This window comes from Pseudomonas sp. SWRI68 (genome assembly GCF_014269165.1).
GTDB lineage: Bacteria > Pseudomonadota > Gammaproteobacteria > Pseudomonadales > Pseudomonadaceae > Aquipseudomonas > Aquipseudomonas capeferrum.
Map to the genome: position 1 here is coordinate 80,352 of NZ_JABWRU010000017.1, position 20,002 is coordinate 100,353.

Below are 20,002 nucleotides of genomic sequence, written 5' to 3' on the forward strand. Positions count from 1 at the left end.
TGTGATCCCTTAACCGCGTGGCGCCTGGACGCTGGCGACTTTCTCAGTGGTGCCCGCTACCTTCGGCGTGGTGTTGCTGGCCTCGAGGGCCTGGCGCTGCTGGGCGAGGGCGGCGAGGGTCTGTTCGCTGGCCATTGCCGTTTCTTCTGGGGTAACCGCCGAACCTGGGCGTACCCGCTGCAGGCCTCTGACTACGATGCGGTCATCCTTGGCCAGGCCGCTGCGCACGATGCGCAGGCCTTCGAGCTTGGGCCCCAGCTCTACAGCGCGGTAGGTAGCTTTGTTGTCCTTGTCCATGACCAGCACGAACTTCTTGCCAAGGTCGGTGCCCACGGCTTCGTCGTTGATCAGCATGGCGTCGTACTGGGCGCTGCCGACCAGCTTCAGGCGTGCATACAGGCCAGGGGTGAACTGGCCGTCACGGTTGTCGAACACGGCGCGGCCACGGATGGTGCCGGTGCGCGGGTTGACCTGGTTGTCGACGAAGTTCATCTGGCCCAGGTGCGGGTTGCCGGTTTCGTTGGTCAGGCCCAGGTACACCGGGGTGGTCTGGCCGCGCTGGCCTTCACGTGCCAGCTGGGTGTACTTGAGGTACACGCGCTCGTCGGCGTCGAAGTAGGCGTAGACCTTGTCGGTGGACACCACGCTGGTCAGCGGGGTGACATCGGCGGTGACGATGTTGCCGGCCGTGAACTGGGCACGGCTGACACGGCCGCTGATGGGCGCGCTGACACGGGTGAAGCTCAAGTTCAGGCGGGCCAGGTCGAGCTGGGCCTGGATTGCATCGACCCCGGCGCGGGCTTCGGCGGCGGCACTGCTGCGCGATTCGGCAAGCTCGGCGGAGATGGCGTTGCTGTCACGCAGGCGCTCGCCACGGCGGGCTTCGTTGGCGCTGCGGATAGCGGTGGCCTTGGCCTGTTGCAATTGCGCTTCGAGGCGGCGGACTTCAGCCTGGAACGGGCGCGGGTCGATCTGGAACAGCAGGTCGCCTTTCTTGACTTGGGCGCCTTCGGTGAAACCGACGAGGTCGATCTGGCCCGAGACCCGTGGCCGCACTTCGACGGTTTCCGGGGCTTCGAGACGGCCGGTGAACTCGTCCCATTCATTGATCGGCTGTTCGATCACCTTGGCAACGGTGACTTTGGGCGCGGCGGGCGCCTGCACGGCGTCGGGGGTTCGACCGCAAGCGCTGAGCACTACGACTGCCAGGGCAGCGAGTGGAAAGCGCAAGGGTTTGAGTGAGTGGTCCATGGAGAACTCCGCCAGAGTATTAGTAGTGGGCGGAGTGTGAGTGCCTTGCGCGCGGCGCACGAATCGAACGGGGCGAAGGTTATTATCACGCTGAATGATATGTCGGGATCTTTCATCGATAAGCGGCATCGCGGGCAGATGAGCATCTGAGCGATCAATCGGGAACTTCAATGCCATGCTCAGGTCGATAGGCTCTTCTTTCGAGCCAGGCCCACCTGGACCAGTCGAGTGCTTTCCTCATGCCAAGCAAGCGTATGCTGTCGACCCTTACCCTGTTGTTCAGCGTCGCTGCGAGCCATTTCACCGTCGCCGGCGAGCGCACGGCGACTGCACACAGTAATACGGCCTCGACCCTGTTGATCGACACCGCTTCTAGGCAATATGCAGACGGCAAACTTGATCAGGCCGCGGCCACACTGGAGCGGGCGCTGCAAATTCAGCCGAACAATCCCGCTACACTGCACTATCTGGGTGTGCTGCGCTTGCAGCAGGGGCAATACGATCAGGCGGGAGTGTTGGCGGCGCGCTCCAACCTGCGCGTCGGGCACAACGTGGCATTGCGCAATCGTAATCTGCAATTGATTCAGGCAGCGAACAAAGCCCGGACTTCAGGTACTGCTCCTGGTGCTGTAAACGCGTCGGCTGTTCAAGCAACACAAGCACAGACGAGCTCGGCGCACGCACGATCAGTCACGCTTGCTGCTGCCGAACAGATGCAGGGCATTGCCGGTCAGCAGCGAATCGGTCTTGCTGAACACCGCATGGCCGATGCTGCTTTTGAGGTGCCGCCAGGCCACAGGCCGCCACCGGGCAAATGCCGAATCTGGTTCCCCGATCGCTCACCCGGGCATCAACCCCCGCCCGGCAAGTGCAAAAAGCTAAAAAAACACATTCCTGCCGGCGCCTACCTTGTGCGTCATTAATGGCCTGGGCCTAGCCGTTTCAGTGGATGCTTGAGGCCAGTTCGAAGATCGGCATGTACATCAAGATCACGATGAAGCCGATCAGCAAGCCGATGAAGGTCATCAGCAGCGGCTCGAACAGCTTGACGAACCATTCCACCCAGCGGCCGATCTCCTGGTCGTGAAAGTCGGCGCAACGCTCCAGCATCTCGCCGAGGTTGCCCGACTGTTCACCCGCCCGCAGCAGCCGCAAAGACACCGGCGTCACCAGTTGCCCGGCCTCCAGCGCATCGGACAACGGCAGCCCTTCGGCCACGCGTTGGCTGGCTTGTTCAAGGCCTTGGGCTGCGGCACTGCCCAGCAGCCCGCGGGCCATGCCCATTGCCGTGAGGATGGAAATGCCACCTTGTAAAAGGATGCCCAGCGAGCGGTAGAAGCGCGCCAGCTCGTACATCATCAACCGCTGGTGCAGTGCGGGCATGCGCCTTAGCTGGCGGGATGCCCAGCGCCGCACGCGCGGATGACGGCGCAGCAGCACCAGGGCGGTTATCCCCGCCACACTGCCCAGTGCCAACGGCAGTTGCTGGGCATGCAGGAACAAGCCGATCTGCATCAGCATGCGTGACAGCCAGGGCAGCTCGGTACCCATGCCCTCGAACACTTGGCTGAAGCGCGGCACCACGTAGCCGAGCAGAAACAGCACCACGCCACCGCCCACCAGCAACAGCAGCAGCGGGTAGACCGACGCCCCCACCAGCTTCTGCCGGACCAGGTCCAGGCGTTGGCGGTAGGCGATATAGCGGCCCAGGGCGTCGCCCAGGGCGCCGGTGCGTTCGCTGGACTGCACCAAGGCCACGTACAGCGCTGGGAATATGCGCGGCTGACGGGCCAGCGCCTGGGACAGCGAATGCCCTTCGTACAGTTGGCGCACCAGGTCACCCAGCGTTTTGCGCGTGGCCGGGGTCGGGGCTTTTTCCGCCAGGCTTTCCAAGGCGTCGATCAACGGCAGCCCGGCATTCAGCAGGGTCGACAGCTCCTGGCTGAACAGCACCAGGTCAAAGTGTGCTTCGCGGCGCCAGGCCATGCCACGCAATGCGCCGCCCTGGCCCTTCACGCTGACCACCCGCAAACCTTGCGCCTCGACCTGGCGACGCGCCTGGTCGGCATCTTCGGCGTCGATCTGCAACTGCACCACGCCCTGTCTGCCCAGGGCCTTGAGGCTGTAGCGCATGGCCGATCTCCTCATTGCCAGCTGGTGATTTCGGCGTTTTCCCCGTCACCACCGGGCTGGCCGTCCTTGCCCATCGACAGCAGGTCGTATTCGCCGCCGTTCTCGCCGGGTTGCCGGTAGATGTAGGCATGCCCCCACGGGTCTTGCGGTACCGCCTTCTGCAGGTAGGGGCCCGTCCAGCGGGCTTCGCCACTGGGAGCGGTGACCAGCGCCTGCAGGCCCTGTTCACTGTTGGGGTAATGGCCGACTTCCAGGCGATAGAGGTCAAGGGCCTTGCTCAAGCCCTCGATCTGTGCCCGTGCCACCTTGACCTCCGAGCGGCCTAGCTGGCTGAAGTACTTGGGCGCGACGATGCCGGCCAGCAGGCCGAGCACCACCAGCACCACGAGGAGTTCGAGCAGGGTGAAACCACGTTGGGGGTTGGATCTGCGCTGCATGGTGAAGGCCTCCGCTGCATGGAAACAGGCTGTGTCAGGCACCATGCAACAGCCGTGCACGTCTGCCTCGGGGCCTTGCACCATGCGGTACAGGAAGCGGCACAGTGCTTGCGTCGTCGACATCGACCTCGGGTTTTCCGGGGCATTTCCCCCACATCGGGGGCCACGACGAAGAGGCAGCCGACATGCGTGGACTCATCCTGGGTTTGATCTGGCTGGCGGCGGGTGCCGCCCAGGCCGATGTGTACATCTCCATCGATGCCAAGGGCGGCTACGTACTGACCAACGTCCATCGACCCGGGCGTCATTACCAGCGGGTGATCAGTGAACCGCTGGCCCAGGCGGGCCCGGCCGGTGCGCAGTTGATCACCGGGCGCCCCTATGCCGAGCTGGTGGCGGCCGCGGCGCTCGCCCACAACGTACCGCAGGCGTTGCTGCATGCGCTGATCAAGGCCGAGTCCGGCTATAACCCCAAGGCCCGCTCGCCAGCGGGCGCGGTGGGGCTGATGCAACTGATGCCCGATACCGCCCGTGAAATGGGCGTGGAGAACGTCTTGGACCCTGAAGACAACGTGCAGGGCGGCGCACGCTACCTCAAACGCATGCTGACCCTGTTCGACAACGACATCACCCTGGCCGTGGCCGCCTACAACGCTGGCCCCGATGCAGTGCTGCGCCGGGGTGCGGTGCCGCCGTTCGCCGAAACCCGCCGCTACGTGCCCAACGTGCTGCGCGAGTACCGCAAGCTGCAAGGGTTGGCGGACGATTCGCCGTTATAGGCGCAGCCACCCTTCGGCGGATGCCATCAATTTACAACCATGGTTCCCCCAACTCTGGGCTATAACCTTCAAAGGTGCCCAGCCGTGGAGTCCGCCATGGACATCGCCCCTCGTTCCGACGCCCTCGAAGTGCCTGCCGGCAGTGAGGCGGCAACCCCACGCAAGCCGTTCAACCTGTTGCGCTGGTACGCCTGGGTCAGCCTGGCCATCATCTTTTCGGTGGCTGTCGGCCTGGGGCTGATTTCCAGCCGCTTTATCATCGACGAAAGCGTCGAGCGCGATGCGCTGCTTTCTGCCCAGTTCATTACCTCGATTGCCGACGCCGAAGTGCGCCACGTGTCGATCCCCAATTTGCGCACCATGGGCGAGCTGCTTGACCCGCGCACCGATCGCACGGCGCTGCCGGATGTCGACCCCGAAGCCCGGCGCAAGGCCCGTGGCGAGTTCCTCGACCATATCGCGCACCTGCCTGACATGCTGTTGGCCAATATCTACGCGCCGGACCGCACCGTGATCTGGTCCAGCAACCCCGCATTGATCGGCAAGCTGATCGAGGGCGATGACGACCTTGATCGCGCCTTCGAATACAAGATGCAGGTCTCCGCCAGCTACCATGATTTTGAACAGGCACGCGAAGAGCAGAAGTTCGTGACTCCGCCCGTACAGCTGTTCATCGAGAACTACATCCCGCTGTTCGACGCCGATGGCGAGCATGTCACGGCCATGGTGGAAATCTACAAGGAACCCCATGACCTGATTGTGCGCATCGAGCACGGCCTGATCCTTATCTGGGCGGCGATCACCGTTGGCGCGGCACTGGTCTATATCGGCCTGTACGGCATCATGCGCCGCGCCGCCAAGCTGCTGGCGGTGCAGCAGAAGCGGCTGATCAACAACGAAACCTACGTGGCGCTGGGCGAGGTGTCTTCGGCGGTGGCGCACAGCTTGCGCAACCCGCTGGCGAGCATCCGCTCGAGTGCCGAGCTTGCACAAGCGTTCGATGACGGCCCGGCACATCGGAATATCAACGACATCATCAACCAGGTCGATCGCATGTCGCAGTGGATTCGCCAACTGTTGCAGTCACTGCGCCCGCTCAATGACGAAGCGGTGGCGGTGGACCTGGCGCAGGCACTGCAGGAAAGCCTGCAGACCTTTGCGGTACCGCTGACGCGCTGTGCAGTGAGGCTTGACCTACAGCCGTTACCGGCGGTTCAGGTCCTGGGGCACCCGGCATTGCTCAGGCAGATCTTCAGCAGCCTGATCGCCAACGCGCTGGAGTCGATGGAGTCGATGGAGCAGGGCGGCACCTTGCGTGTCGAAGTGGTGCGCAAGGACCGGCGCAGTCTCACCCTGCGCCTGTCCGATACCGGCAAGGGGATGACCGAGCAGCAGGTGCGCATGGCATTCAGGCCGTTTTTCACCACCAAGCAGGGCGGGCTGGGTGTTGGCCTGGTGCTGGTCAAACGCATCATGGAGCGCTTTGGGGGGGCGGTGAGGTTGAGCAGCAGCGAAGGGCACGGCACTCGGGTTTCGCTGAACTTCAGGTTGGTCAGTTCTGCATAATTGGCTTTAAAAATATTGAATAACTATATGATTTATATTTATTTATTTGTTTTTGGGTGATTTTCACCCAATTATGGGGGTTAGATCTTGAAAAAAGATTAAAAAGCTAAATCAAGTAATTGAAAAATATAGTTTTATTAATTTCAAGATTTGCTGGCTGAGTTTTTGCAAAGACCGATAGCAACAGATGGCAGCTTCGGCGGCCCAGGTGGAGTGCTATTGAATTGCTACCAACCGTAGCAAGGCTGCGCTTCAGAACGGACTCCCTGCGCGGGAACCACTCTATGCAGATGCTGGACAACGAAATGCCCGACAAAGCCTCTGCGGCCTCCAGTGGTTTCGCGGCACCGCTGCGCGAGTTCAACCTGCTGCGTTGGTTTTCCCTGATCAGCCTGTTGATCATCGCCTCGGTAGCCGGTGGCCTGGGTTACGTATCGACGCGCTTCGTGGTACGTGACAGCGTCGAGCGCGACGCCATGCTCACCGCGCAGTTCATCCAGGCCATGGCCCAGGCCGAAGTCCGCCATTCGCAGTTGCCGCCGGGCACCACCATGGGTGAACTGCTCGACCCCCGCCTGGACCTACAGCACCTGCAAGTCACCCCGGCGCTGGCCGAGTCGACCCGCGTCGAATTCCTCGACCACGTCGAACACCTGCCCGACACCCTGCTGGCCAACGTCTATGCCCGTGACCGGACCATCGTCTGGTCCACCAACCCTCAGTTGATTGGCAAGCGCATCGAGGAGGATGGCGACCTGGAGCACGCCTTCCGTTCGCGCAAGGCGGTATCTGCCAGCTACCACAAGGCTGAGGAAGACCGTGAAGAACAGAAATTCCTGCGTGAACCCGAGTACCTGTTCATCGAGAACTACATCCCGCTGTTCGACAGCCAGGCTGAACAGGTGCTGTCGATGGTCGAGATCTACAAAGAGCCGCAGGACCTGATCCGGCGTATCCAGCGGGGCTATGTGCTGATCTGGGCCTCGACCCTGGTGGGCGGGGCGCTGATCTATTTCGGCCTGTTCTGGATCGTGCGGCGGGCGGCGCTCATGCTCGACCAGCAGCAAGACCGGCTGGTGGCCAGCGAAACCTACGGGGCACTGGGCGAAATGTCCTCGGCGGTGGCCCACAGCCTGCGCAATCCGTTGGCCAACATCCGCTCCAGCGCCGAGCTGGCCCAGGAAATCGCCAACCCCACCGCGCAGAAGAATATCAACGACATCATCGGCCAGGTGGACCGCATGTCACGCTGGGTGCGCGACCTCTTAGTGTCGCTGCGCCCGGCCAGTGACGAGCCCGAGGCGGTAGACCTGGTCGCGGCCATCGAGGATACCCACCTGGCCTTCGCCCAACAGATCGCGCGCAACGGTGTGAAGTTCTGCTACGAAGGCCCCGAGCTGCAGTACGTGGCCAGCCAGCCGCTGCAGCTCACGCAGATTCTCAACAGTCTGTTTTCCAATGCCATCGAGGCCATGCCCGCAGGCGGTGTGTTGCGCGCCCAGGTCAGCGTGGCGGACGGCCAGCGTGCGGTCATGCTGCTCAGCGACACCGGCAAGGGCATGAGCCAACAGCAGGAAAGGATGGTGTTCAAACCATTCTTTACCACCAAACAGGGCGGCCTCGGCGTAGGCCTGGCCCTGGTTCAACGCATCATGGAGCGTTTTGGCGGCTCGGTCAGCCTGAGCAGCCGCGAAGAGGAAGGAACCCGCGTCAGCCTTACTTTCAATATCGCAGCGGGAGTGGACCATGGAACAGAGCATCCTGGTAGTCGAGGATGATGAAATCCTTGCTGACAACATTCGCACCTACCTGAGCCTCAAGGGCTATGAGGTGACGGTCTGCCACAGTGCCGAGCTTGCACTGGAGCAGGTCAAGCAGGCCCAGCCCGACGCCGTGCTGACCGACAACTCGTTGCCCGGCATGAGCGGGCACGACCTGTTGCGCGCCCTGGTGGCACAGGTGCCGGCGCTGAAAGTCATCATGATGACCGGCTACGGCAACGTCGAAGACGCCGTGCAGGCGATGAAGGAGGGCGCGTTCCATTACCTGACCAAGCCGGTGGTGCTGGCCGAGCTCAAGCTGACCCTGGACAAGGCCCTGGCGGCAGAGCGGATGGAGCGCACCCTGTCGTTCTACCAGGAGCGCGAGGCGCAGAAGTCCGGGTTGCAGGCACTGATCGGCGACTCGCCGGTGATGCTCAGCCTCAAGCACACGTTACACCAGGTGCTGGATGCCGAGCGACGCATGGCCAGCGACGACCTGCCCCCGGTACTGGTCGAAGGCGAGACCGGCACAGGCAAGGAGCTGGTGGCCCGGGCCCTGCATTTCGATGGGTTGCGCAGCAAGGGGCCGTTCATCGAGTTCAATTGCGCGTCGATCCCGGCCAATTTGCTCGAAGCGGAGTTGTTCGGTCATGAGAAAGGTGCTTTCACCGATGCCAAGGAGCGCAGGGTGGGCCTGGTCGAGGCCGCTGATGGGGGCACGCTGTTCCTCGATGAAATCGGCGAGATGGACCTGGTGCTGCAAGCCAAGCTGCTGAAGCTGCTCGAAGACCGCAGCATCCGCCGCATTGGTGCGGTGAAGGAGCGCAAGGTCGACTTGCGGGTAATCAGTGCCACCAACTGCAACCTCGAACAGATGGTGCAGCAGGGCAAGTTCCGCCGCGACCTGTTCTTCCGGCTGCGCATCATCGCGCTCAAGGTGCCGCGGTTGTATGCGCGTGGGCAGGACATTCTGCTATTGGCTCGGCATTTCCTGGCGCACCATGGCCGCCGTTATGGCAAGCCTAACCTGCGTTTTTCCGCCGAGGCCGAGGCCTTGATGCTGGGCTACAGCTGGCCAGGCAACGTGCGGGAGCTGCGCAACATGTTGGAGCAGACAGTGCTGCTGGCGCCCAACGAGGTGATCCAGACCCATCAGCTGAACTTGTGCATGAGCTTGATCGACGAACCGTTGATTCAGCAACAGGCGCCTATGGTGTTCGAGATGCCACGGCATGAGCCCGAACCCGGCACCAGCCTGCCGGACATGGAGCGGGACCTGGTGTGCAAGACCCTGGACCGGACCGACTGGAACGTGACCAAGTCGGCGCGGATGCTGGGGTTGTCGCGGGATATGCTGCGTTACCGGATCGAGAAGCTGGGGTTAACCAGGCCAGACAAGCGGCAGTGGTAACCCCTCAGCGCGCAGCGACGTCAGGGCTTGCTGGCGCCTGCCTTGTTGCTGTCTTGCGAACCGCTACCCTCCATGCCGGGCAAATCATGTTCATCATTCTGCGTGGCAGGCGGGCTGTCGGGGTCATTGCCCTGCAAGCGCGGGTCGGTATCCCGTGGCATCGGTTTTTCAATCGGGTTGAGGGTGCTGTCGACACCCGGCTGGGGCGCTGGGTTGTGCGGGTCGTCTGGGTAGGTCGGCCCGGTGCCGACCGCGAGGGCCAGCGGCGAAACAAACACGGCTGCGAGCAGGAAGGTGCGAATCATGGTGCAAGCTCCTTTGCATCGGGATGAGGGCTTCTACCTCGATTGGGCCCCCGAGCTGACGCCGGGTGCCCCCATCCCGATCAACGGTCACACCACCATCGACAACAACATGATGAAGATGATGCCCACCACCGAAAGGATGGTCTCCATCATGCTCCAGGTCTTGAAGGTCTCGGCCACGGTCATGTTGAAGTACTGTTTCACCAGCCAGAACCCGGCATCGTTGACGTGCGACAGGATCAGCGAGCCCGCGCCAGTGGCCAGTACCAGCAGCTCACGGTTGACCCCCGGTACCATGTCGATCACGGGTGCGACGATCCCTGCGCCGGTGATGGTGGCGACCGTCGCCGAGCCGGTGGCGATGCGGATCACCGCCGCCACCAGCCAGGCCAGCATGATCGGCGAGATTTCCGCCTGCACCGCCATCTGCCCGATCACGTTGCCGACCCCGGTATCCACCAGCATCTGCTTGAAGCCGCCGCCAGCCCCTACGATCAGCACGATGGCAGCGGTCGGTGCCAGGCTCTGGTCGAGCATCTTCATGATCTGCTGGCGGTTGAAACCCCGCGCCGCGCCGAAGGTATAGAAGGCCAGCAGCAAGGCGGCGAGCAGGGCGGTGATGGGGTGGCCGATCAGGTCCATCCACTGCCGCACGATATGCTCGGCGGGCAGCACCACGTCGGCGAAGGTCTTGAGCAGCATGAGCGCCACCGGCAGCAGCACCGTGAGCAGGGTGACGGCGAAGCTCGGCAGGTTGCCCTGGTCGGACTCCTTGGCGATCTGGTCCATCAGCTCCTGGGACGGGTTACCGGGGATGTAACGCGAGATGAAGTTGCCGAACAGCGGGCCAGCGATGATCGCGGTAGGCAGCGCCACGATCAGGCCATAGAAGATGGTCTTGCCGATGTCGGCATTGAAGATGCCGATCGCCAACAGCGGCCCCGGGTGTGGCGGCACCAGGCCGTGAACCACGGACAGGCCGGCCAGCAGCGGGATGCCGATTTTCACCAACGAGACCCCGGAACGCCGGGCGACGATGAATACCAGCGGGATCAGCAGTACGAAGCCGATCTCGAAGAACAGCGGGATGCCGACCAGGAAGGCGGCGAACATCATGGCCCAGTGCACGTTCTTCTTGCCGAAGGCGCGGATCAGCGTCTGCGCGATCTGGTCGGCGCCGCCGGAATCGGCCATCAGCTTGCCAAGCATGGTGCCCAAGGCGAGCACGATGCCGACGAAGCCCAGCACGCCGCCAAAACCGTCCTGGAACGATTTCATCACTTTGGCCACCGGCATGCCGGAGGTAAGGCCGAGGAAGCCGGCCGCGAGGGTGAGGGCGACGAAGGGGTGAACTTTGAAATGGGTGATCAGCAGGATCAGCCCGATGATGGTTACCAGGGCGTCGAGCAGCAGGAAGGTATCAGTAGCCAGTCCGAACATGGTTTTTATGCCTCGGTCTTATCGTTGTTTTGGGCGTTGCTTTATTGAACTTCAGGCGCTTTCATTGGTTGAGACAGCGCTGTCTTTGGTGAGCCGGAAAAACCGCCTGGTTCAGGCAGTTTGCGCCAGGTCCCGCTCACCGCAGGGCTTTAGCCAGCTGTCTACCGTCTCGGCAAGCACATTGATGGGCTGGGTGGCGTCCAATGGCAGGGTCAGCGGCTCGCCATGCGGGGCTTCGAGGGCTGCAAACTGGCTGTCGATGAGGCTTGCCGGCATGAAATGCCCAGGGCGGGCCAGTACGCGTTTTTCTGCCTCGGCAGGGGTGAGTTCGAGGAACACGAACACCAAGCCCGGCATGGAGGCGCGCAAGGTATCGCGGTAGCGGCGCTTGAGGGCAGAACAGGTGAGGATCGGGCGCTCGCCCGCGTTGACCGTGGCTTGCAGCTCCTGGCCCAGGTGCACCAGCCAGCCGGCACGGTCGTTGTCGTCCAGCGGGATGCCAGCACTCATCTTGCGGATGTTTTCGGCAGGGTGAAAAGCGTCGCCTTCGATCAGGCGGCCGCCGCTTCTGGCGGCAATGGCGGCACCGACGCAGCTTTTGCCGCAGCCAGCCACGCCCATCACCACAATGGCGGACAGGGGAGAATTCATCAGTACCTCCTGCGGGGTGAGGTAGCGCTGTCTCGTCGCTGACGAACCGCCACCTCCCCGGTGTTATTGGTCTTGTCCTTACGCAGTATGGACGCTTGGCAGCGAGCACGCGGAACGGCTACCAAAGATTACATTGCCTGCGTCCTGAGACAGCGCTACCTTAGTGGCCGTTCCCCTCCCTTGGCAAGTAGTAAAATTACAACATTCATGTCCCGAACAGGCTCCCGCACCACCGGTCGTCCCACCCTGGCAGAAGTCGCCAGACTTTCCGGGGTTTCCCCGATCACCGCATCCCGCGCCTTGCGCGGTGTCAGCACGGTTGCCCCGGCGCTGGCCGAAAAGGTTGCCGCTGCTGCGGCGAGCCTGGGCTATGTCGCCAACCCGGCCGCCCGCGCACTCGCCTCGGCCCGCAGCCAGTCGGTGGTGGTGCTGATCCCGTCATTGTCTAACCAGTTGTTCATCGACACCCTCGAAGCCATTCACGAGGTGATGCGCCCGCGCGGGCTTGAGGTTTTGATCGGCAACTATCACTACGATATTGCCGAAGAAGAGAACCTGATCCGCAACTACCTGGCCTACCAGCCTTGCGGCATGCTGCTGACCGGTTTCGAGCGCAGTGACGTATCGCGACAGATGCTGGCGGCCAGTGGCGTGCCCTGCGTGCACATGATGGAGTTGGGTGGCGAGGCGGGTGCATTGTCGGTGGGCTTTTCGCAGCAACAGGCCGGGCGTGCGGCTGCCAAGCACCTGATCGAACGCGGACGGCGGCGCTTGGCGTTCATTGCCGCGCAGCTCGACCCGCGGGTAATGCAGCGCGCCGAGGGGTTCCGCCAGGCCCTGACCGAAGCGGGGCTGCAAGCGACTGAGCTGGAAATCCTGGCGCCCGAGCCTTCCTCCATCGCGTTGGGCAGTGCGTTGTTCAGCCAGCTGATGCAGCAGGCGCCGGATGTCGACGGCATCTTTTTCTGCAACGACGACCTGGCCCAGGGCGCTGTGCTGCAGGCGCTGCGCCAAGGGGTTGAGGTACCGCGGCAGGTGGCGATGGTGGGGTTCAACGATTTGCCCGCCTCGGCGCACATGGTGCCGCGGTTGACCTCGATTCGCACACCTAGGGCAGCCGTAGGGCGGGGGGCCGCACTGGCGCTGCTGACGTTGCTTGACGGCAAGCGGGTGGCTAACGAGCAGCAGGACCTTGGGTTCGAACTGATGGTGCGCGAGAGTTCTTGAGACTTAGAGTTCTTCAGGCTCAGCGCCTTGTGCTTGAAGGCCTCGGGGACTAATTACAAAGTGATATCAATGTGCTTGCACGGCGCTGTTGCCCATCTATGCTCAGGAAACCCCGCGCATAAAGGAGCCCGGCGTCATGTTCGATTTCCATCGCAAGTCCGACCTCGTCGAGATCCAGCGTAGTCACCAGGCACTGGCCAGTGCGCAAGCAAAGCTCGCGGCAATCAGCCGTTCGATGGCGATGATCGAGTTCGCGCCCGATGGGACCATTCTCGACGCCAACGAGCGCTTCTGCCAAGCCATGGGTTACAGCGTCGAAGAATTACGCGGCAAGCATCATCGGCTGTTCTGCGACTCGGCCTACGTCAAGACAGCCGAATACCAGCAGCTCTGGCGCGAACTGGGGCAGGGCAAGGCTATCAGCGGCACCTTCGAGCGGGTCGACAAGGCAGGGCGTGAGGTCTGGCTTGAAGCCAGCTATATGCCGGTGCTGGATGAGCAGCGGCAAGTCACCAGCGTGATCAAGGTGGCGTCGGACATCAGCCAGCGGGTCATGCAGGAGCACGAGAGTGAAAGCCTGCTCAAGGCCATCGGCCGCTCCATGGCAGTGATCGAGTTCACCCCGGACGGCCGGGTCATCAAGGCCAACCCGAATTTCCTCACCACCATGGGCTATCGCCTGGAAGAGGTGGTGGGGCGCCACCACGGGCTGTTCTGCCTGCCGCAGGAGCGGGAGTCGTCGGCGTACCGGGAGTTCTGGGCATCGCTCAACCGCGGGGAATACCACTCGCACCGCTTCGAGCGGATCAACAAGCAAGGCCAGACGGTCTTTCTTGAAGCCTCTTACAACCCGATCTTCGACAGCAAGGGCCGGCTGTACAAGGTGGTCAAGTTCGCCAGCGATATCACCAGCCAGGTCTGCACCCAGCAAAGCGCCGCCGATGCCGCCCACGCCAGCTCCATGCAGACCGATGCCTGCGCGCGCAAGGGTACCGAGGTGGTGCAACAGGCGGTGCAGGTGATCGAACAGATTTCCCAAGAGCTCAATGACGCGGCGCGCAGCATCGATGCGGTGAGCAAACAGTCGGATGTGATCGGCCAGATTGTCCTGACCATTCGCGGTATTGCCGACCAGACCAATTTGCTGGCACTGAACGCCGCCATCGAAGCGGCACGCGCCGGCGAGCATGGGCGCGGGTTTGCCGTGGTCGCTGATGAAGTGCGCAACCTGGCGGCGCGTACCAGCAAGGCAACCTTGGAGATCGTCGATGTGGTGCGCCAGAACCACGACCTGTCGCTGTTGGCGGTGGCCAGCATGCAGTCGAGCCTGACCCGCACCGGCCATGGCGTCGCCCTGGCCAACGAAGCCGGCACGGTGATCATGGAAATCCAGCAGGGCTCACGCCACGTGGTCGATGCGATCAGCCAGATCAGTTCGACGCTGCAATTGCACTGAGGGCGTCGGCCAGTTCGTGCAGCAAGCTCTGCATGCTGGTCTGCAGTTGTTGCCTTAGTTCAGCCGTAGGCAGCCCTTGGGCTTGCGCATGCTCGATGGCTTCGCAGTCCTTGACCAGTGTGCGTACCTTGAGCATTTTTGCCCCGCCCTTGATGCGATGGGCCAAGGCACGCACCGCATCGCCACTTGCGTCGGGGCCGAGCGCGCGCAGCGCGGCCAGGTCTTCGCTGGCGCTCTGCGACAATTGTTCCAGCAGGTGCCGCGTCAGTTGTTCATCGTCCTGAGTCAGGTGGCGCAATTCGTTCAGGTTGAAACCACTGCCTTGGGCTGGCACAGGCTGCGCATGCGCGCTGGCGTGCGGCAGGTGGGTTTTGAGGGTTTGCAGGCCAATGGGCTTGAACAGGCATTCATCCATGCCACTGGCCAGGCAGCGTGCACGCTCTTCAGCCTGTGCGTTGGCGGTGACGCCGAGAATCCGGCAAGGCGCCAGCGCGCCTTCGCTTTCGAGGCTGCGGATGCGCCGAGTCAGTTCGTGGCCGTCCATGATCGGCATGCTGCAGTCGGTGATCACCAGATCGAACCGGGCCGCCTGCCAGCGCGTCAGCGCCGCTTCGCCGTTCTCAGCCAGGGTCACGCGATGCCCCAGCGTGTTCAGTTGCCGCTCCAGCAACAGCAAATTGGCAGGGTAGTCGTCGACCACCAGAATGTTCAGCGGGCCGCTGCTGCTTTCAAGGACAGGGGCAAGCGCTTCGGCAGGCGCGGGCGCCTGGCTGGCCGGCAGTTGCAGGCTGACCTGCACCTTGGTGCCCACGCCTTCGACGCTGTGCAGGCTGAGCGTACCGCCCATCAGTTCGGCCAGGGTGCGGCTGATGACCAGCCCCAGGCCGGCGCCCTGGCGTGCCCGTGGGCCGTCGGCCTGGGCGAAGGCATTGAACAGACGTGCCTGGTCTTCAGGGCTGATACCAATGCCGGTGTCACGCACGCACAGCTCAACTTGCATCTCGCCGCTGCTGGCTTGGGTCGACAGGGTCAGGCTGGCATGCACTTCACCGCGCTCGGTGAACTTGATGGCGTTGCTGATCAGGTTGGAGAGCACCTGCTTGAGCCGCAGCGGGTCTGCCATGACCCAACCCGCTGAAGGTGGCAGCGCACTGTGCAGGTGCAGGCCTTTGATTCGCGCATTGCCTTCGAATACCCGCAGCGTGTTGCGTACCAGTTCGACCAGGTTGCAGGGGACCGGTTGCAAGGTCATGTGCCCAGACTCGATACGCGAAATGTCGAGGATGTCGCCGATCAGCTCCAGCAGACCGATGGCCGAATCGTGGGCAGTCTGCAAGGTCTGGGTATCGCAGCGGCCGGCGCGACTGTCTTCCAGCGCCAGTTCGAGCAGGCCGATCACCGCGTTCATGGGTGTGCGGATTTCATGGCTCATGGTGGCCAGGAAGGTGCTCTTGGTCTGGCTGGCCTGTTCGGCGTCGTCCTTGGCCTGGCGCAGCTGTTCGAGCAGGCCGCGGCTCAATGCCAGCTGGGCCTGCAGGGCATGCTGGGCGTCGGTGCGCTGGTGGATCAGTTTGCGCAGGTAGCTGTTCCAGAACACCACCCCGGCCAGCAATAGCGCCGACAGCACCAGCACTTGCAGCGCCAGCGTGCGGTAATCGCGCCATGGGCTGTCACTGACCAGTGTGCTGGTGCGCCAGCGGTTGATCAGTTGGTCCAGCTCTTCTGGCGGGATGCTCAGCAGTGCCTTGTCGAGAATGGCCTGCAGTTGCGGTTGGTCCGAGGCCACCGCAAATGCCGCGATGGCCGGGCTGTCGTCCAGCACACTGGCGATGCGCAGCTGGTTCTTGAACACGTGGTTGATGTAGTAGGTGGCGTTGATGTGGTTGCTCAAGGCCACGTCGGCGGCGCCGTTGGCCACTGCTTCCATCAGCCCGAGGGGGTTGTCCACTTCGACCACCTTGGCGCGTGGGTAGCGACGCTTGAGTTCTGCCCGTTGCGGCGAACCGCGTACCAAGGCTATGCGCTGGCCATCGAGGGCCTTGGCCTGGGCAGGCGATGACGCGTCGTTGCGGGTGACCAATACCCGTGGACTGACCAGGTAGGGGCGGGTAAAACGCAATTGCCTGGCGCGCTCCGTGCCGTAACCCAGGGCGCCGATCATGTGCGCCTCGCCGCGCCCCAGGCGCTCGAGCATCGCCTGCGCCGACTGGCTTTCCAGCGGCTTGAACTGCAGCCCGGTGCGCAGGGATATCTGCTTGAGCAGTTCCAGGGTGATGCCGCTGGCGCGGTGCTGTGCGTCGTTGAAGGTCAGCGGCGCGAGCGACGTGTTGACCAGCACCTTGACGGTGGGGTTGCGGGCGATCCAGTCGGTTTCTTCAGCGGTCAGGGCCGCCAGGTGGCGCTCCAGCAGCAGGCTGGTGTTGCCGCTGGTCCAGCGGCGCAGGATGGTCAGGCGCTCGCTTTCGGTGATTCTGCCCAAGGCCTTGTCGATCAGGCTGCGCAGGCGTTGGTTGTCGTTGGCCAGGGCAAACGCGAAGGTGCCGGGCGGCACCTTGCAGAAGTGGTCGATCTTTACCGTGCCCTGGTAACTCTTGCCGATGAGAAAATCCGTGCTGATGGCATCACCCAGGTAGGCATCGGCCTCGCCCAATTCCACTGCGGCAAGGCCCGCCAGGGTTGAGCGGTACAGGCTCAATTGCGCTTTGGGGTAGAGCGCGCGCACGGTATTGGCGGGTAGGTAGTGGTCGACCATCGCAAGGCGCAGGCCATTGAGGTCTGGGGTGTTTTTCAAGGTGCGGCCTTCGCGCGTAACGATCACCGGCAGGTCGTCGGCGTAAGGCTCGCTAAGGCCGAGCTGGGCATCCGCCGCCTCGAATGCGTTGGAGCTACCCAGCAGGTCGATGCGGCCGTCGCGCAGCGCGGCAATCGCTTGGTGGCGGTTGTCGAAACGCCGGACTTCGATCGGGACGCCCAGTTGCTCGGCGATGATGCCTGCATAATCGGCGCTCAGGCCCTCGTAATCATGCTGGCTGATGTTGATTTCGAACGGCGGGTAATCAGGCCGCGAACTGCCCAGCACCAGGCGGCCGCGCTGCTGCAGCCATTGGCGGTCTTGGTCGCCCAGTTGCAAGGGCGCTGCGGCGCTGATCGAGCGCGCCAACAATTGCCTCGGTTCGCTGTCGGCAAACAGGCCGGTGGAGCCGGCCAGGCCGATGACCAGTAGAACGCTCGCCAGCAGGCGCTTCATGGCAGCTGGGCTCAGTTAACGCTGTTGCGCTTGGCCAGGTCGACCATTTCCACCAGCGATTCGGTCTTGAGCTTGTCCATGATGCGGCCGCGATAGGTGCTGATGGTCTTGGCACTGAGGTTCATGCAGGTGCCGATATTCTTGTTGTTTTCGCCGCGCGCAAGGCGCCGCAACACTTCCATTTCGCGGTTGGACAGGCTGCCCAGGCGTATCGACTCGCTCTCCAGCGAATTGCTGTTGACCGACATCTGCGGGAAGGTCGAATAGCCTTTGACCAGGGCCTTGAGTGCAAACAGCAAGGCTTCGTGGTCTTCGTCCTTGGTGACGAAGGCGCCGATGCCGGCATCCAGGCAGCGCCGTACATAAAGGTCGGTGGCCTGGCCGGTCAGCACCATGATCTTGGGCACCGGCTCGAGGCACTGAAGCCGCTTGATCACCTCCATGCCGTCCAGGCCGGGCAGGCCGATGTCCAGAAGCACCACGTCCGGCCGCAGTTCACGCGCCACCTGGGCGACTTCGCTGCCATTGGCGACTTCGCCGACGACGTTAAAGCGCTCCCGTTCGAGCAATAGGCGCAGGGACAGCCGGACGATAGGGTGGTCGTCGACGATCAGGACGGTTGTCATCAAGAAAACTCCTGTAGGGATGTGGTCCGCTTCCTGGAACACTCAGGAATACGTCTGCAAGTGGGGTTATCAGAAGCGCTGCAAGATACGACCATTCCCGAAGTTTGGTAATGCCGAGTATAGGACTGTTGATTAACCCAGTAGGAATTGTTGAAAAGTCCTACAAAAAAACGGGGATAAGCACCGCCAGCGTGGCGTGACGATGCCTATTTGCGCAGGGCTGTCAGGCGCAAGCGGGGTGGGGTTTGACTACGCGCAGGGGCGAGGCAGGGTTGTTGGCCAGCGCTTGGCCGACCCGTGTCGGGCGTGCCAGCAACTGGCCGGCGCAGTTGGGGCAGCGGCCGTGCAGGCGAGTGTCGGCACAGGTACGGCAGAACGTGCATTCGAACGAGCAGATCAACGCGTCCGGGCTATCCCCCGGCAGGTCGGCGTTGCAACACTCGCAGTTGGGTCGAAGTTCCAGCATTGGCATGGCTCCTGTTTGCAGGCGGGAGCCTTGAGTCTGCTACGCCAGTGCCAAGGCTGGCAATGCTCAGTCGCCGGGGCGATAGAGGTGTGCGTGCCCGGCCCGGTACAGGGCCGATTCGGCGAACGGCGTATCGCCCAGCACATGGCCGACGAGGATCAGCGCGGTACGGCGAAAATCCTTGAGTGCAACGCGTTCGACGATGTCTTCCAGGGTGCCACGCACCCAGTCCTGGTCCGGCCAGGTGGCGCGATGGACCACGGCAACCGGGCACTGTTGGCCATAGTGGGGTAACAGCTCGCTGACGATACGCGGCAGGTGTTTCACGCCCAGGTGGATCGCCAGGGTGCTGCCGTGGCGCGCCAGATCGGCCAGTTGCTCGCCTGGCGGCATCGGCGAGCTGTCGCCGAAGCGGGTCAGAATCACCGTTTGCGACACCTGCGGCAAGGTCAGCTCGCAGCCCAGCAACGCCGCGCTGGCGGCGGTGGCGGTGACACCCGGAATGATCTGGTAGTCGATGCCCAGCTCACGCAAGTGGCGGATCTGCTCGCCGATCGCGCCATACAGGCTCGGGTCGCCGCTGTGCACCCGGGCCACGTCCTGGCCTTGTGCGTGTGCCGTGCGCATGGCGCTGATGATCTGCTCCAGGTGCAGCTCGGCGCTGTTGATCACGGTCTCGGCCTGGTGGCCATCGAGTACGGCAGCGGGCACCAGCGAGCCGGCATAGATGATCACCGGGCACTGGCGGATCAGGCGCTGGCCCTTGACCGTGATCAGTTCCGGGTCGCCGGGGCCGGCGCCGATGAAGTAGACCGTCATGGAAAATCCTTGCAATGAATGGTTGGCGCAATTATCGCCCGCAGGCCAGGGCGAGGGTAGCCGGCCCGTACACCTGGCGGGTAACCAGCAGCCTGGCAGCGCCGAGGTGCTGGCTGGCCATGGCCAGCGCCGCGCTCTCTGCCACACCCCAGCAACCGCTGTGTGCGTGGGCAATGACCGAGCGATGGCTGAGCAGCGGTTCGTAGGGGGCAAGTTGCCTGGCATCGTACAGCAGCAACGGCACGCCGAGGCGCGTGGCGAGTTGCTGCAAGGCGGGTTCGTCGGCCTTCAAGGCGATGCTGGCGATACCGCGCAGCGCTGGCAGTGCCAGACCGTGGTGGTCCAGGGCCTGGCGCAGCAGGGTTTCGAGGGTGTCCGCCGGGCAGCCCCGGCGGCAGCCGAAGCCGGCGTACAGTGTCGGCACC

Annotated in this window: 18 protein-coding genes; 7 read left to right on the forward strand and 11 right to left on the reverse strand. The window is 63.1% G+C overall.

Annotated elements, in window-relative coordinates; genetic code table 11:
• Nucleotides 1–9: 9 nt before the first annotated feature.
• The gene (mexE, locus tag HU770_RS20880) at nt 10–1,251 is read right to left on the reverse strand and encodes a multidrug efflux RND transporter periplasmic adaptor subunit MexE (RefSeq protein ID WP_186665283.1); all 1,242 of its coding nucleotides are present in this window, start codon (nt 1,249–1,251) and stop codon (nt 10–12) included.
• Nucleotides 1,252–1,490: 239 nt separating this feature from the next.
• Here mexE and HU770_RS20885 point away from each other — a divergent pair, with 239 nt between their 5' ends.
• The gene (locus HU770_RS20885; protein WP_186653577.1) at nt 1,491–2,174 is read left to right on the forward strand and encodes a tetratricopeptide repeat protein; all 684 of its coding nucleotides are present in this window, start codon (nt 1,491–1,493) and stop codon (nt 2,172–2,174) included.
• Nucleotides 2,175–2,193: 19 nt separating this feature from the next.
• Here the strand turns inward: HU770_RS20885 and HU770_RS20890 are convergent, their stop codons facing one another.
• Together HU770_RS20890 and gspG are read right to left on the reverse strand one after the other, a co-directional pair.
• Nucleotides 2,194–3,384: a type II secretion system F family protein gene (locus HU770_RS20890; protein ID WP_186653575.1), complete on the reverse strand. Its 1,191-nt coding sequence runs from the start codon at nt 3,382–3,384 to the stop codon at nt 2,194–2,196.
• Nucleotides 3,385–3,395: 11 nt separating this feature from the next.
• Complete coding sequence (gspG, locus tag HU770_RS20895) at nt 3,396–3,821, reverse strand: type II secretion system major pseudopilin GspG (protein ID WP_033700061.1); 426 nt, start codon at nt 3,819–3,821, stop codon at nt 3,396–3,398.
• Between the two features lie 185 nt (nt 3,822–4,006).
• Here gspG and HU770_RS20900 point away from each other — a divergent pair, with 185 nt between their 5' ends.
• The 4 genes from HU770_RS20900 to HU770_RS20915 all read left to right on the forward strand — a co-directional run bounded on the left by HU770_RS20900 (nt 4,007) and on the right by HU770_RS20915 (nt 9,340).
• On the forward strand, nt 4,007–4,600 hold the full coding sequence (locus HU770_RS20900) for a transglycosylase SLT domain-containing protein (protein ID WP_186653573.1): 594 nt from the start codon (nt 4,007–4,009) through the stop codon (nt 4,598–4,600).
• 96 nt (nt 4,601–4,696) lie between these two features.
• On the forward strand, nt 4,697–6,166 hold the full coding sequence (locus HU770_RS20905) for a HAMP domain-containing sensor histidine kinase (RefSeq protein WP_186665284.1): 1,470 nt from the start codon (nt 4,697–4,699) through the stop codon (nt 6,164–6,166).
• 284 nt (nt 6,167–6,450) lie between these two features.
• Nucleotides 6,451–7,944 (forward strand): HAMP domain-containing sensor histidine kinase, encoded by a 1,494-nt coding sequence (locus HU770_RS20910; protein WP_186653568.1) that lies wholly within the window; start codon nt 6,451–6,453, stop codon nt 7,942–7,944.
• Entirely contained in the window at nt 7,913–9,340 is a 1,428-nt protein-coding gene (locus HU770_RS20915; protein WP_033698009.1) for a sigma-54 dependent transcriptional regulator, read from the forward strand. Before HU770_RS20910 ends, HU770_RS20915 begins: the two co-directional genes overlap by 32 nt.
• Before the next feature lie 20 nt (nt 9,341–9,360).
• Here the strand turns inward: HU770_RS20915 and HU770_RS20920 are convergent, their stop codons facing one another.
• The 3 genes from HU770_RS20920 to HU770_RS20930 form a co-directional block, all read right to left on the reverse strand.
• Entirely contained in the window at nt 9,361–9,645 is a 285-nt protein-coding gene (locus HU770_RS20920; RefSeq protein ID WP_186653565.1) for a hypothetical protein, read from the reverse strand.
• 87 nt (nt 9,646–9,732) lie between these two features.
• Nucleotides 9,733–11,085, reverse strand: coding sequence for a GntP family permease (locus tag HU770_RS20925; protein WP_033698007.1), 1,353 nt, complete (start codon nt 11,083–11,085; stop codon nt 9,733–9,735).
• A gap of 111 nt (nt 11,086–11,196) precedes the next feature.
• The gene (locus HU770_RS20930) at nt 11,197–11,736 is read right to left on the reverse strand and encodes a gluconokinase (protein ID WP_033698006.1); all 540 of its coding nucleotides are present in this window, start codon (nt 11,734–11,736) and stop codon (nt 11,197–11,199) included.
• A 207-nt stretch (nt 11,737–11,943) separates the two neighbouring features.
• Between HU770_RS20930 and HU770_RS20935 the strand changes: the two genes are divergently transcribed.
• Entirely contained in the window at nt 11,944–12,963 is a 1,020-nt protein-coding gene (locus HU770_RS20935; protein ID WP_186665285.1) for a LacI family DNA-binding transcriptional regulator, read from the forward strand.
• Between the two features lie 136 nt (nt 12,964–13,099).
• Nucleotides 13,100–14,419: a PAS domain-containing methyl-accepting chemotaxis protein gene (locus HU770_RS20940; protein ID WP_186665287.1), complete on the forward strand. Its 1,320-nt coding sequence runs from the start codon at nt 13,100–13,102 to the stop codon at nt 14,417–14,419.
• Here the strand turns inward: HU770_RS20940 and HU770_RS20945 are convergent.
• From HU770_RS20945 to HU770_RS20965, 5 genes are all read right to left on the reverse strand, one after another.
• Nucleotides 14,394–17,666, reverse strand: coding sequence for a transporter substrate-binding domain-containing protein (locus tag HU770_RS20945; protein WP_186665289.1), 3,273 nt, complete (start codon nt 17,664–17,666; stop codon nt 14,394–14,396). The genes HU770_RS20940 and HU770_RS20945 overlap by 26 nt on opposite strands.
• Nucleotides 17,667–17,677: 11 nt before the next feature.
• Nucleotides 17,678–18,292 (reverse strand): response regulator transcription factor, encoded by a 615-nt coding sequence (locus HU770_RS20950; RefSeq protein ID WP_033698002.1) that lies wholly within the window; start codon nt 18,290–18,292, stop codon nt 17,678–17,680.
• A 223-nt stretch (nt 18,293–18,515) separates the two neighbouring features.
• Nucleotides 18,516–18,758, reverse strand: coding sequence for a DUF1272 domain-containing protein (locus HU770_RS20955; protein WP_186653548.1), 243 nt, complete (start codon nt 18,756–18,758; stop codon nt 18,516–18,518).
• Nucleotides 18,759–18,824: 66 nt separating this feature from the next.
• Nucleotides 18,825–19,577 carry a precorrin-4 C(11)-methyltransferase gene (cobM, locus tag HU770_RS20960; protein ID WP_186653545.1) on the reverse strand — a complete coding sequence of 251 codons (753 nt, stop codon included), beginning with the start codon at nt 19,575–19,577 and terminating at the stop codon, nt 18,825–18,827.
• A 31-nt stretch (nt 19,578–19,608) separates the two neighbouring features.
• Nucleotides 19,609–20,001: a cobalamin biosynthesis protein gene (locus tag HU770_RS20965; RefSeq protein ID WP_186665303.1), complete on the reverse strand. Its 393-nt coding sequence runs from the start codon at nt 19,999–20,001 to the stop codon at nt 19,609–19,611.
• Between the last annotated feature and the right edge of the window lies 1 nt (nt 20,002).